Source organism: Enterococcus sp. ZQ21, from assembly GCF_030053755.1.
Taxonomy (GTDB): domain Bacteria; phylum Bacillota; class Bacilli; order Lactobacillales; family Enterococcaceae; genus Enterococcus_B; species Enterococcus_B lactis.
Genome location: NZ_CP125658.1, coordinates 2,128,309 through 2,141,441, shown reverse-complemented (window position 1 = coordinate 2,141,441; position 13,133 = coordinate 2,128,309). Strand labels below are relative to the sequence as shown.

The 13,133-nt window shown below is 37.4% G+C and carries 12 protein-coding genes, 1 tRNA gene and 1 other annotated feature; of the genes, 11 read left to right on the top strand and 2 right to left on the bottom strand.

The window, feature by feature from the left end; all coding sequences use genetic code 11:
* Positions 1-16 precede the first annotated feature (16 nt).
* The 4 genes from QK255_RS10395 (at position 17) to upp (ending at position 4,317) form a co-directional block, all read left to right on the top strand.
* Entirely contained in the window at positions 17-1,042 is a 1,026-nt protein-coding gene (locus QK255_RS10395; RefSeq protein WP_002291530.1) for an L-threonylcarbamoyladenylate synthase, read from the top strand.
* A gap of 165 nt (positions 1,043-1,207) precedes the next feature.
* Positions 1,208-2,452, top strand: coding sequence for a serine hydroxymethyltransferase (gene glyA / locus QK255_RS10390; RefSeq protein WP_002291533.1), 1,245 nt, complete (start codon positions 1,208-1,210; stop codon positions 2,450-2,452).
* A gap of 154 nt (positions 2,453-2,606) precedes the next feature.
* Positions 2,607-3,554 (top strand): alpha/beta hydrolase, encoded by a 948-nt coding sequence (locus QK255_RS10385; protein WP_002328941.1) that lies wholly within the window; start codon positions 2,607-2,609, stop codon positions 3,552-3,554.
* Positions 3,555-3,687: 133 nt separating this feature from the next.
* Complete coding sequence (gene upp / locus QK255_RS10380; RefSeq protein ID WP_002291540.1) at positions 3,688-4,317, top strand: uracil phosphoribosyltransferase; 630 nt, start codon at positions 3,688-3,690, stop codon at positions 4,315-4,317.
* Positions 4,318-4,454: 137 nt separating this feature from the next.
* On the opposite strand, the gene QK255_RS10375 is transcribed toward upp, so the two are convergent.
* Complete coding sequence (locus QK255_RS10375; protein ID WP_002291542.1) at positions 4,455-4,697, bottom strand: hypothetical protein; 243 nt, start codon at positions 4,695-4,697, stop codon at positions 4,455-4,457.
* A gap of 120 nt (positions 4,698-4,817) precedes the next feature.
* Between QK255_RS10375 and QK255_RS10370 the strand changes: the two genes are divergently transcribed.
* From QK255_RS10370 to QK255_RS10345, 4 genes are all read left to right on the top strand, one after another.
* Positions 4,818-4,890: transfer RNA gene (locus QK255_RS10370), tRNA-Thr, on the top strand.
* Positions 4,891-5,028: 138 nt separating this feature from the next.
* Positions 5,029-5,328: a bacteriocin immunity family protein gene (locus tag QK255_RS10365; RefSeq protein ID WP_269407042.1), complete on the top strand. Its 300-nt coding sequence runs from the start codon at positions 5,029-5,031 to the stop codon at positions 5,326-5,328.
* A gap of 463 nt (positions 5,329-5,791) precedes the next feature.
* Positions 5,792-8,518, top strand: coding sequence for a Cna B-type domain-containing protein (locus QK255_RS10360; RefSeq protein WP_502855984.1), 2,727 nt, complete (start codon positions 5,792-5,794; stop codon positions 8,516-8,518).
* Between the two features lie 118 nt (positions 8,519-8,636).
* On the top strand, positions 8,637-9,545 hold the full coding sequence (locus QK255_RS10345) for an IS982-like element ISEfm1 family transposase (protein ID WP_002335471.1): 909 nt from the start codon (positions 8,637-8,639) through the stop codon (positions 9,543-9,545).
* Positions 9,546-9,997: 452 nt separating this feature from the next.
* Here the strand turns inward: QK255_RS10345 and QK255_RS10340 are convergent, their stop codons facing one another.
* Positions 9,998-10,483 carry a prolyl-tRNA synthetase associated domain-containing protein gene (locus QK255_RS10340; protein WP_002293342.1) on the bottom strand — a complete coding sequence of 162 codons (486 nt, stop codon included), beginning with the start codon at positions 10,481-10,483 and terminating at the stop codon, positions 9,998-10,000.
* Positions 10,484-10,571: 88 nt separating this feature from the next.
* Positions 10,572-10,806, top strand: a binding site (T-box leader).
* A gap of 155 nt (positions 10,807-10,961) precedes the next feature.
* Here QK255_RS10340 and QK255_RS10335 point away from each other — a divergent pair.
* The 3 genes from QK255_RS10335 to QK255_RS10325 are packed head-to-tail and all read left to right on the top strand — an operon-like array spanning position 10,962 to position 13,090.
* Positions 10,962-11,603: an amino acid ABC transporter permease gene (locus tag QK255_RS10335; protein WP_002293344.1), complete on the top strand. Its 642-nt coding sequence runs from the start codon at positions 10,962-10,964 to the stop codon at positions 11,601-11,603.
* A gap of 18 nt (positions 11,604-11,621) precedes the next feature.
* Entirely contained in the window at positions 11,622-12,257 is a 636-nt protein-coding gene (locus QK255_RS10330; RefSeq protein WP_002293345.1) for an amino acid ABC transporter ATP-binding protein, read from the top strand.
* Positions 12,258-12,274: 17 nt separating this feature from the next.
* Positions 12,275-13,090: an amino acid ABC transporter substrate-binding protein gene (locus QK255_RS10325; RefSeq protein WP_002328943.1), complete on the top strand. Its 816-nt coding sequence runs from the start codon at positions 12,275-12,277 to the stop codon at positions 13,088-13,090.
* The last annotated feature ends 43 nt before the right edge of the window (positions 13,091-13,133 follow it).

Genomic DNA, 13,133 nt, shown 5'->3' with positions numbered 1-13,133 from the left:
GGGTTGTGGATAAACTGTGGAAACGAAACGTTATGATGAAACTGAATTAAAAGAGGCAGCCAAAGCACTGAAAGCAGGAGAACTTGTTGCTTTTCCTACTGAAACAGTGTATGGATTGGGCGCCAATGCTCTATTGCCCAATACTGTCAAGAAAGTGTTTTCTGTAAAAGGAAGACCTCAAGACAATCCATTGATCGTCCATGTCGCCTCTTTTGAACAAGTAAAAGAGTATGTGGACAACTTTCATCCAGAAACAGAGAAGATTGTGAAGAACTTCTGGCCTGGACCACTAACTTTGATATTTAAAATCAAAAAAGACACCTTGCCCTCAGTTGTAACAGGAGGATTATCCACAGCTGCATTTCGTATGCCGGATAACAAAAAAACACTAGAAGTAATCGAACTTTCAGGGGTTCCGCTTGTCGGTCCAAGTGCAAATACGTCGGGAAAACCAAGTCCGACAACTGCAGATCATGTATTCCATGATCTACAAGGAAAAATTACCGGGATCATTGAGGATGGAGCTACGCGAATTGGTGTAGAATCCACTGTTCTTGATTTAAGTAATCCAACAGCCATGCCTATGATCTTACGACCAGGTGCAGTAACGAAAGAACAAATCGAAGCAGTCATCGGATCTCCTGTTGCTGTTGATCAGCATCTTGTAAAAGAAAATGAAACACCAAAAGCGCCTGGGATGAAATACAAACACTACTCACCCGATACACGTGTTCTGATGGTCAGAGATAGCGATTGGTCAATTGCAGTTCAATGGGCAAAAAATAAGAAGATCCGTGCAGGTGTCATAGCAAGCCCCGAAATTGCGGATCAAGTGCGGACAGATACTGCAGCTGTTTATATGTATAACGACAACTCAGTAGAAGCGGCGGCTAAAGGATTGTTTGCAGGTCTAAGAGGATTAGATGAACCAACACTTGGATTAGATTTGATTTTTGTACAAGTATATCCAGAAACTGGATTGGGGAATGCTTATATGAATCGCTTGAAAAAAGCAGCTGGGCAAAATTATTTTGAAAAATGATCAATTGGTTATTGCCGCATTCTTTTAGTATGATACAATGCTATCAAGTAAATCTTCTATCAGTGAACGAAAAACGAAGTGTAAATAGAAGAGATACGAATATTTGGCAATTTGTTTTTGATGGGAAAAATAAAATTGTAGGAAAATAAAAAGGAGCTGTTGTTTGTGGTAGATTACAAAACGTTTGACCCTGATCTTTGGGCTGCGATCGCCAAAGAAGAAGAAAGACAAGAACATAATTTGGAGCTGATTGCCTCTGAAAACTTTGTCTCCGAAGCAGTGATGGCTGCGCAAGGAAGTATTTTGACAAATAAATACGCAGAAGGTTATCCAGGGCATCGCTATTATGGTGGATGTGAATTTGTCGACATCGTTGAAAATTTAGCGATTGACCGTGCAAAAGAATTATTCGGAGCAAAATTTGCGAACGTCCAACCTCACTCCGGCTCTCAAGCCAACACGGCTGCTTATCTCGCTTTGGTAGAACCAGGGGACACGATCTTAGGAATGGATCTTTCCGCAGGCGGACATCTAACACATGGATCACCAGTCAACTTCAGTGGCAAAACCTATCACTTTGTTGCTTACGGTGTTGATCCGACAACAGAAGTTATTGATTATAATGTGGTACGTATTTTAGCTAGAAAACATCAACCAAAATTGATTGTAGCAGGTGCCAGTGCTTATGGACGAACGATCGATTTTGCGAAATTCAGAGAAATCGCAGATGAAGTAGGCGCAAAACTGATGGTAGATATGGCACATATCGCAGGATTAGTAGCAGCAGGACTTCATCCTAATCCAGTTCCTTATGCAGATATCACAACGACTACCACTCACAAAACATTGCGCGGACCTCGAGGCGGCATGATTTTGACAAACGATGAAGCATTAGCGAAAAAAATCAATAGTGCGGTCTTCCCAGGTATTCAAGGCGGACCTCTAGAGCATGTGATTGCTGGGAAGGCAGCGGCATTCAAAGAAGCACTAGATCCTGCATTTAAAGAATATAGTGAACAAATCATTGCCAATGCAAAAGCAATGGTCAAAGTATTCAATCAAGCAATCGGAACAAGAGTCATTTCAGGAGCGACAGATAATCATCTGATGCTGATCGATGTTCGTGAGTTAGGTATAAATGGAAAAGAAGCAGAGAGTATTTTGGACAGTGTGAATATCACGGTAAATAAAAACTCGATTCCTTTTGAAACACTAAGTCCATTCAAAACAAGCGGCATCCGAATCGGTACACCAGCAATCACTACTCGCGGATTCAAAGAAGAAGATGCTGTAAAAGTGGCTGAATTAGTTGTCAAAGCATTACAAGCAAAAGGCGACAATGCTCAACTAGACGAAGTCAAAACAGGTGTACGCGAATTAACTGAAAAATTTCCATTGCACAAAAAATAAAAATTTAAATTCCATATAAAACAGAAAAGTTCAATGCTGGACTTTTCTGTTTATTTTTTTTGGAGAAAACGGATTCTTTGACAATATCGATGATGCTCTCTAGTATATGAGGTGTAATTTTAGTCTTCACATTAAATCTCAGGGAGGAAAAGTCATGACTGATCGTATCTCGTTAGAAAAGGAAGCCATAGCATTCAGTGATGCAAATGCACCTCATCCGCGAATCTATGAACTAGCACCGGAAGAAGGAAGAGCATTACTGGAAGAAGTACAAGGATCACCTGTGAACAAATATTCCGTTGATATTGAAGACTTGATGGTAGATACTGGCGAATGGGGAAAAATCAATATTCGTTTTGTACGACCAGAAGGAAATATAGATAAATTACCAGTTATTTTTTATATCCATGGAGCTGGTTGGGTCTTTGGCAGTGCTCAAACCCATGATAAATTGATCAGAGAACTTTCGGTCCGCACGAATTCTGTCGTTGTCTTTCCAGAATATAGTCGATCACCTGAAGCGAAATATCCAACAGCAATTGAACAAAATTATGCTGTGTTGCAACAGCTGAATAAATTAGCCAAGTCAAAAAATCTGGATCTCGAGAATCTAATTGTTGCAGGAGATTCAGTAGGTGGTAACATGGCTACAGTCATGACGATCTTAACAAAAGAACGAAAAGGGCTCCCAATATCTAAACAATTGCTGTATTATCCAGTTACCAACGCTGATTTTGATACAGATACCTATCATGAATTCGGAGAAAACTATTTTTTGACGAGAGATGGAATGAGATGGTTTTGGGATCAATATACGACGAATGAAGAAGAACGTGCTGAAATCACAGCTTCGCCTTTGAGAGCAGACCTGAATGAACTAAAAGATCTACCTCCAGCAATGATTTTGACAGGAGAAGCGGATGTATTAAGAGAGGAAGGCGAGGCTTATGCACGCAAACTTCGTGATGCAGGGGTTCCTGTTACACAAGTACGCTTCCAAGGAATCATCCATGATTTCGTCATGGTAAATGCTATGGATCAGACAAAGGCAGCGCGTGCAGCAATGGCATTATCTACTTCTTGGATCATGGAAAAAGAATAAGCTTTGCTTGTCAGCAGGAAAACTTCTTTTCAAAAAAGGATTTTCTTAGGAAAAATGGCGAGTTTGACTAGTCAATCACTTGATTTTGTTTTACAATTAAAAAGAAACGACAGAACAAAGGAGAGCTTAAAAAATGGGCAAATTTCAAGTGATCGATCATCCATTGATTCAACACAAACTAACTATTATTCGGGACAAAAACTGCGGAACAAAGGTTTTTCGTGAAGTAGTCGATGAAATCGCTATGTTGATGGCATATGAAGTATCACGGGATATGCCGTTGGAAGACATCGTGATCGAAACACCGATCACTGAAACAACACAAAAAACGTTGTCCGGTAAAAAAGTAGCGATTATTCCAATCTTGCGTGCAGGTATCGGAATGGTTGATGGTATCTTGGAATTGATTCCAGCTGCTAAAGTGGGCCATATCGGTCTTTATCGAGATGAAGAAACATTTGAGCCACATGAATATTTCGTCAAACTTCCAGAAGACATTGATGCACGTCAGTTGTTTGTAGTAGATCCAATGTTGGCAACAGGCGGATCAGCAATCATGGCAATCGATGCATTGAAAGAACGTGGCGCGTCGAACATCAAATTCGTTTGTTTGGTAGCAGCACCTGAGGGAGTAAAAGCTTTGCAAGAAGCGCATCCTGATATTGATATCTATACAGCTTCTCTAGATGAAAAATTGAATGAACATGGTTATATCGTTCCTGGACTAGGGGATGCGGGTGACCGTTTGTTTGGTACAAAATAAGTGAAAATGAAAAAGGATGTGACACAACTTTTGTCACATCCTTTTTGGTCATTTTTAATGTTTGAGGCAGAGCAGCTTTTTCACAGCTTTCGTTTGTATATAAAAAAACCATCCCAAAAATGCAGAGATGGTCAAATTCAAATCTTTTTAAGTTCTTTGTAGTTAACGATTACTACACCCTTGCTTTGCGTCATCAAGTTCGCATTTTCTGCAGTTTCATCAATCTCAACAACAGCGGAATTTTTCAATTGTTTTGAAATCGTTCCAGTTTGCGGCTTGCCGTGAATCGTGAACATTACGTGAGTATTGATCTTGAATTTTTCACCAATTTCCGATGGTACGATAGTTGTATCAAATTTTCCAAAAGTTGCCATTTTCATAAAACCTGCCTTTCACATCAATTATACCACGTTTTATGAAAAATATCATGAAATTAAACTAATTTTCCATCGAACTCTTTACAATCAGCCAAATAGAGTATATAATTTCTTTTGGATAAGGCCAGCTTAGCTCAGTTGGTAGAGCAACGCACTCGTAACGCGTAGGTCGTAGGTTCGATCCCTATAGCTGGCATAAAGCAAAAGACAGATACCCTGGTTGGGTATCTGTCTTTTTTCTTTATGTCTGTGTGATTTAAAAACCACTAAAAATGGCGTATAATTTGTGTATAGAATGTAGTGGGGAGAAAAATATTTCTGGGAGGAAATCGTGATGTCTAAAAGTGAAGAAATAGAAAACATGGTACTAAAATTATATGATCTCGTTTTAAATCCAGAGATCAATGAAAAGGAACGTATACTTCTGATAGAAGCAAAAACAGGCTTAGAAAAAGGTCAGTATTATCCTAAAGTCATAAATAATTTGGAACGTAGTTTACGTCCGTTAGCAATCAAGGGAGAATTGTCTAAACCAGTCTCACCGTTTTATATGGAGATATCAACAATAGGAAAATTTGAAAAAGAATTAGGTCGAGGAATGGCTTCGGCACCGATTACTTTTGGGCATTTATAAAAATGGATTATTCATCTCAATGAATTAAAAAGTAGCGTCAATCACAGAATACAGGCTAAGTTCGTTTATTTGAACAAAGTCTGTATTTTTTATATTGTGTTTTATTCTTTATTTAACATAAAAACAGCTGTTATAAAATAATAATGCTAATTAAAAGAATATTTTATGCAACTATAGTTATTTATGCACGTTGCATTTTTGTAAGTTAAAAATTGGAAATATAGATTGAAAAAATGAAAGCAATAAGTAAAATAAAATGAATATATGCGAAAAAATAATTTGCATTAGGAAAAACCTTGTAAAAACAGTTTTTTGGCATATTTATTTTTTATAAATATTTGTAAAATAACTATCAATTTTTTAGTTAAAAGATTGGAAATGAGTGGGGAGGAATTGAAGAAAGGATTTTTGAGAGATGATATGGTAGGTTTTATTTTTAGTTAAAATAGGGGAGATAGAAAAAATGAAAAAGTGTAGAAATATTATTTTATCAATGTTATTTATTATTACTAATATAACATCACTGATTCCTGTTCATGTCTATGCGGATTCAGGCAGAGATATCAGCAGTAATGTCACTTCGTTGACCGTGGATCCAACGAATATTACAGATGGAGGAAACATAAAAGTAAAATTCTCGTTTGACGAAAAAAAAAAAGACATCCAGCCAGGTGATTATCTTTGGATCAATTGGCCAAGTGAAGGAAATATTCGCGGTGAAGGATTTCAAAAAGAAATCCCATTAATGATTGAAAATAAAAATGTTGGAACTTTAACGGTCAGAAAAGATTCTGCACAGGTTGTATTTAATGAAAATATTAAAAACATAGACTCAGTAGAAGGTTGGGGGCAATTTGAGATACAGGCCAGAAACGTAACCGATATTGGTGAAGAAAATACGGGGCCATTCACCGTGACGAGCGGTGACAAAACGGCTACTGTAAATGTGACAAAGCCAGCTTCTGGTTCTTCTTCTAGCGTTTTTTATTATAAAACAGGAGACATGCTTCCTGAAGATACTGAGCACATTCGATGGTTTTTGAATATTAACAATAACGGCACTTACGTTGAACAACCAGTTAAAATCAGCGATGAAATCCAAAGTGGACAAAGATTAGATCCAAGTGCGTTTGAAATTAATCAAATACACTTAGGTGAACAGAAAGTTTACAGAGGAGAAGAGGGAATCCAACAATTTTTACAAGATTTCCCCGGTGCTACATTTGATTTTTCAGTAAATGATAATTACATTGAAATAACTATACCAAAAAACTTTGTCAATCTTAGAATAATAATGGTGAGTTATAAGACGATCATAGAAGAACCAGAACAAACAAGTTTTGAGAATCATTCGAAAGCTTGGTTTAAAGAAGTTAATAAACCTGCTGTTGATGGAGAAAGTTTCAATCATACAGTTAAAAATATTTCAGCTTCTGGTGGAGTCAACGGTACAGTTAGAGGCGAATTGAAGATTTTCAAATATATCAATGGCACAGAGATTGGTATCCCAAATGTGACTTTCGAATTAAGACGAGCAGATGAACAGCCTATTCAAGGACAGTCTAGTATCCTATTGACTTCGAATGAACAGGGAGAAGTTAGTATCAAAGGTCTGCAAATAGGAGATTATGTTGTAAAAGAAAAAGAAGCACCCAATTGGATTGATTTTGATCCACTAAGTTCAAATGAACTCAAATTCTCCATAAACGAAAATGATACAGAGGGAGTCAGTTTACCTATTTATAACAAGAAAAAGGTTACGAACATCACAGCAACTAAAATTTGGAACGGTGGAACCACTCCCAGACCAAGTATTTATTTCAAATTATTCAGAGCAAGTACAAACAATTGGGAACCAGTTCCTGATGCAGAAACAAAACGATTAGATAATGGAATAACTTCAGTGACTTGGGAAGATATCCAACAGTATGATGATAGCGGAAACGAATATACGTTTAAAGTGCAAGAAGTAGACCAAAACGGAAATGATTACGTCCCTTCAGGTTATCAAAAAATTGAAAACGGGCTAGTCGTTACCAATGAGAATAAAGAAGTCATTTCAGTCTCAGGACAAAAAACATGGGAAGACAATGAGAATCAAGACGGCAAACGACCGACGACGATCACAGTGAATCTATTAGCCGACGGTCAACCGATCCAACACAAAGAAGTAAGTGAAAAAGATGATTGGCGCTATCGTTTCACAAATCTGCCAAAATACAAAGACGGCCAAGAAATCATTTATACAGTAACGGAAGACAACGTACCAGAATACAGTACGACGATTGAAGGGTATAACATCAAAAACAGTTATACACCGGGCAAAACTAGCCTAAGTGCTACTAAAGTATGGGATGATGGAAATAACCAAGACGGGGTACGACCTCAAAGTATCCAAGTCCAGCTGTATGCTAATAACCAAAAAATAGGCGAAGCAGTAGAACTGAGCGAGGAGAATCACTGGACGACCACATGGAACGAATTGGCAGAAAAGGCGAAAGGTCAAGCTGTCACTTATCGAGTGGAAGAGTTGACCAAAGTAGCTGGCTATACCAGTGAAGTTAAACAAACAAAGGATGGAAACAACATTATTACCAATACCCATGTGCCAGAAACCAAAGAGGTCTCAGGACAAAAAACATGGGAAGACAATGAGAATCAAGACGGCAAACGACCGACAACGATCACAGTGAATCTATTAGCCGACGGTCAACCGATCCAACACAAAGAAGTCAGTGAAAAAGATGATTGGCGCTATCGTTTCACAAATCTGCCAAAATACAAAGACGGGCAAGAAATCATCTATACAGTAACGGAAGATAACGTGCCAGAATACAGTACGACAATTGACGGGTATAACATCAAAAACAGTTATATACCGGGCAAAACAAATATAGCTATACCAGGTAACCACATAAAACCGTGGAAAAATTTTCCAGAGAAGACAGAGAGAGAGAAAATTAGAAATCTATTCTCTCAAAAATTGCAAATATTTGCTCATACAGGGGAATCTAGCGAACAAAGAACCAATTATATTAGTAAGAGAGCTGTACCTAAACAGATAACAAATAAATCAAAAAGCATTCTTCCTAAAACAAGTAGTAAAAAATCTAGTTTTGCTGTAATCATTGGTTTATTGATAGTAACTATCTGTACAGGGATATTCTTACAAAAATATAAAAAAGTTTAGATAGAATACCCGTGGTGCTAGTTAATTTTTTCCTAGAGGAAAATGTCTAAACATGTTGGTAAATCAACAAAAAAACGCATATAGTAGTCTCAAAACTCCCAAGAAATGAGGACTACATATGCGTTCATCAAAATATACTGAACATTATACAGATACTTTTATAACATTCAAGGAAATTATGAGAACTGTTTCTAACATATACCACAATTGTGTACCAGATAAGATTAAAAACCGAAGAAATACTGATCAACTGAAGCAACGCGATACAGTGATTATTGCTTGTGTTATATGGGGCATAATTAATGGCTATACTAGCCAAAGAGCCACGTATAGAGCGGTTTGTTCCGTCTTATTTCCTAATGGTGACTTTCCTAGTAGGAGTCGATTCACTCGCTTAAGTTCAAACTTAGCTTACACTATCAAGATTATTCGATACTTTTTCATCAAGAAGCTCACCAAAGGTGAACTAGTCGGAATTATAGATAGTTTTCCTAGTCCATTATGTAAACCAGTTAGAAATAGACAAGCAAAACTATTGAATCAAATAGCCAAAGTTGGCTATAACTCAACAAAAAAATCTTATTTTTATGGTCTTAAAATTCATATGATCGTTACTAATACTGGCTTTCCGATTACTTACTCAATCACGAATCCAGGTGTCCATGACGTGAAAGTGTTAGAGACTTTATCGGAAGAAGCGAATCTTCCCAATATCCTAGGGGACAAAGGATATATTAGCCATAAAATCTATGAAAAGCTTGCCCTTAAGGGCATTACTATATCCGTTCCGCCACGTAAAAACATGGATAAATCAGAAAAACTAGACCACAGCTTACTTGGAAAACAAAGAAAAACAGTTGAGACTGTTTTTTCTTCCTTAGAAAAATTAGGTTGTCAAAATTTCAACTCACGTTCTGTTAAAGGGCTAGAGAGTAGATTTGAAAGCATATTACTGGCTTACAGTGTTCTATTAAGTCGAGTACAACGACGTTTTGAAGGAACTTTGAGATATTCTTTAGAATATTAAAATTAACTAGCACCACGGGTAGATAGAATAATTTTTGTTATTCAGAATATAATATTTTTTGTTAAATATGACTGAAAGCAAAAGAATAAAATTCCGCTTTATAATTGAAAAGAGCGTGGGACAAAAGCAAAGAACACTTTTGTCTCACGCTCTAAACACGTATAAACGGCGGAAGCAGAAGCAACTCCTTCGGAAATAAGCTGAAATTCACAAAAATTTGAAAAGCAATTTTCGTGAATTTCTTCTTATTTCTTGGAGTTAAACGCTTCTGTCCCAGCCTCTTTTCGTAGAATCAATAAATATGGATTTGGCTAACTATGGAAGAATACTCTAGTTTTCAGTGTCCATACTAGTTGTTACATTGTTTGATTGGCTAAAAGAATTTCTGATATATTTTGTACTAAATAAAGAAAAAGACGCTTGGATTGGGAAATAAGAAAACTACTCTATCATTACAAATTTTCATAAACTGGCAGATGTTCTAAGTAAACAAGTATCTTTTCAAAGTCGGAAAAATCCATGATCAACGTAGTGGTATTGATATTTGGATGAAAGCCTACGGTATCTTGACGATCAATAGCAGCATCGATCACGACTTGGATTTTTTTCTCTTTGTCGTGCATCAATGCTAATGGAGTCACTGTACCTGCTGGAACACCTAGAAGGTCAGGAAGCTGTTCTTCAGAAACAAAAGATAAGCGCTTTTCTTTTAATTGTTCAGCTAGTTGTTTTAAATCGGCATGCTTTTCATCAGGCAAGATGACAAGATAGATTTTTTTTCCTTTTCTTGATTTCAATAATAGATTTTTTACTTGCGGACCAGGTAGGGAAAAAGGGACATTTTTGACTGACGTAATCGCAGGATGATCGACTTTTTGAAAAGAGATATCCAGTTTTTTTAGTAGTTCATAAGCTTCTTGTTCGGTTGCACGACTCATTGCGCATCATCCTCCTTTTTTATTAGTGTATCATAAAAAAGAGTTGACAAATGAAAAATAATCATGTAAATTACACGTAAAGTTAAAATAAATGACATCGAAAAGAAGAGTAGCAGTTAGGTGTTTTTAGAGAGTCTCTGGTTGGTGGAAAGAGGCAGCAGTTAACCGTGAAACACATCTTGGAGTCGATTTTCTGAAGCGTATAGTAGGAAAATCCGGGGAGCCCGTTACAGCTGCGGTCGTTGCTAGATGACCAGATAAGGCTGGCTTTTCCGTGAGGAGCCGGTAAAAAAAGGTGGAACCACGTGATTAACGTCCTTTGATCTTCGGATCAAAGGACTTTTTGTTTTCATCTGATTTGCAACGACTGTGTGAGGTTTTTTCTGCAAGGAAAAAATAAACAGAGGTGGAACCACGTATAATACGTCCTCTTGGCATTTGCCAAGAGGATTTTTTTATTTTAAAGGAGGAAAAGAAGATGGAGTATTTAATTGAAGTTATGCCGCAATTATTAGTAGGAGCACTCACAACATTGAAATTATTTTTATTTACCTTGATTGGCTCGCTGCCATTAGGGATTATTTTAGCACTAGGATTGTCCTTGCATTTTAAGCCACTACGCTACTTTCTTCAAACATATGTATGGATCATGCGGGGAACGCCGCTATTGTTACAGCTGATTTTTGTTTTTTATGGTTTGCCGACGATTGGGATCGTTTTTGATCGATTCGAAGCAGCGCTCATTGCTTTTATCTTGAACTATGCCGCTTATTTTGCAGAGATCTTCCGTGGAGGGATACAATCGATTCCTCAAGGTCAATATGAAGCAGCGCAAGTTTTGCAATTAAGTCCCTTTCAAACGGTGACGAAAATCGTCATCCCGCAAGTAACAAAGATTGTTTTACCTTCTGTAGGTAATGAAGTTATCAACTTGGTCAAAGATTCTTCCTTGATCTATATATTAGGTTTAGGTGACGTAATGCGTGCCGGGAAAATCGCGATGGAACGCGACGCGACTTTACTGCCTTTGCTAGGCGTGGCAATCATCTATCTTACATTGACTGGTATTCTAACAATCGTAATGAAACAAGTTGAAGGAAAATTAAATTATTACCGCTAACTGATAGGAGGAAGAAATATGATTGAATTGAAGAAAGTGAACAAAGCATTTGGTGAAAAAGAAATAATCAAAGATTTGGATCTAATCATTCCAGATGGGAAAACATTAGCTATCGTAGGTCCTTCCGGTGGCGGTAAAACCACACTTTTACGTATCTTGGCTGGCTTAGAAAGCTCTGACAGCGGAGAATTTTATTTAGACGGTGTACCGTTCAATCCATTCGAACTTAAAATGAAAGAACAAGTTGTAGGAGTCGTATTCCAAGACTTCCAGCTATTTCCACATCTGAATATTTTTGAAAACATTACCTTAGCACCGAAAATGGTATTGAAACAGACAAAAGAAGAATACACCAAAAAAGCAGAAGAATTAGCGGCTTCATTAGGGATTAGCGATTTATTGAATAACTATCCTTATCAGCTTTCTGGCGGACAAAAACAACGGGTAGCGATTGCCAGAGCATTGGCCATGAATCCGAGGGTATTGGCTTATGATGAACCAACGAGTGCTTTAGATCCTGAGTTGCGTCAGCAAGTCGAGCGTTTGATCCTATCATTGAAAGAAGACGGGGTAACCCAAATCATTGTCACACATGATCTCGTATTTGCAGAAAATGTCGGTGATCAACTATTAAAAGTTTCCCCAATTCGTTAAGAAAGGAGAAGATAGAGATGAAAAAAATCAGTTTTCTATTCGCTTTGCTCGTAGGTCTTCTTCTTTTTGCAGGCTGTTCGAATAAAAAGGCTTCAGCAGATAATTGGGCGGCTATCAACGAAGAGAAAAAAATCGTTATAGGTTTGGACGATACATTTGTTCCTATGGGATTTAGAGATAAAGACGGGAAGCTTACAGGATTCGATATTGATTTAGCCAAAGCAGTCTTTGAACAATATGGGATTACGGTAGACTTTCAGCCTATTGACTGGTCAATGAAGGAATTTGAATTGAACAATGGAACGATCGACTTGATCTGGAATGGCTATTCCAAGACACCGGCAAGAGAAAAGAAAGTGCAGTTTACAAAACCTTATATGGAAAATGATCAAGTACTGATCACACCTAAAGAATCAGGAATCACAAGCTTTGAGCAAATGAAAAATAAGAGATTAGGTGCGCAAAATGGGTCATCTGGTTATGATGTATTTACAAAACAACCAGAAGTGTTAAAAGAGATAGTCAAAAACCAAGATGCTGTTTTGTACGATAGTTTTAATGAAGCACTGATTGATCTGAAAAGCGGACGGATCGATGGTTTGCTGATGGATAAAGTATATGCGGACTATTATTTGAAACAAAGAAACGAGCTAGAAGACTTCAACATGACAAAAGGTTCTTACGAAAGTGAGGATTTTGCGGTTGGCGTGCGTAAGTCAGATGATACGTTAGTGAAGAAGATAAATGAAGCATTTGATCGATTAGAAAAAACAGGGGAATTCCAAAAAATCTCCAATAAATGGTTTGGTGAAGATGTCACGCCGAGAAATTAACAAAAACATACTAAGATTAGAGGGGAACATCATTGACGAATGA

Bases quoted from the DNA above. Each gene is read 5' to 3' on its own strand.
- QK255_RS10385 (WP_002328941.1), top strand. From the start codon at position 2,607: ATGACTGATCGTATCTCGTTAGAAAAGGAAGCCATAGCATTCAGTGAT.
- upp (WP_002291540.1), top strand. From the start codon at position 3,688: ATGGGCAAATTTCAAGTGATCGATCATCCATTGATTCAACACAAACTA.
- QK255_RS10375 (WP_002291542.1), bottom strand. From the start codon at position 4,697: ATGAAAATGGCAACTTTTGGAAAATTTGATACAACTATCGTACCATCG.
- QK255_RS10365 (WP_269407042.1), top strand. From the start codon at position 5,029: ATGTCTAAAAGTGAAGAAATAGAAAACATGGTACTAAAATTATATGAT.
- QK255_RS10360 (WP_502855984.1), top strand. From the start codon at position 5,792: ATGAAAAAGTGTAGAAATATTATTTTATCAATGTTATTTATTATTACT.
- QK255_RS10345 (WP_002335471.1), top strand. From the start codon at position 8,637: ATGCGTTCATCAAAATATACTGAACATTATACAGATACTTTTATAACA.
- QK255_RS10340 (WP_002293342.1), bottom strand. From the start codon at position 10,483: ATGAGTCGTGCAACCGAACAAGAAGCTTATGAACTACTAAAAAAACTG.
- QK255_RS10335 (WP_002293344.1), top strand. From the start codon at position 10,962: ATGGAGTATTTAATTGAAGTTATGCCGCAATTATTAGTAGGAGCACTC.
- QK255_RS10330 (WP_002293345.1), top strand. From the start codon at position 11,622: ATGATTGAATTGAAGAAAGTGAACAAAGCATTTGGTGAAAAAGAAATA.
- QK255_RS10325 (WP_002328943.1), top strand. From the start codon at position 12,275: ATGAAAAAAATCAGTTTTCTATTCGCTTTGCTCGTAGGTCTTCTTCTT.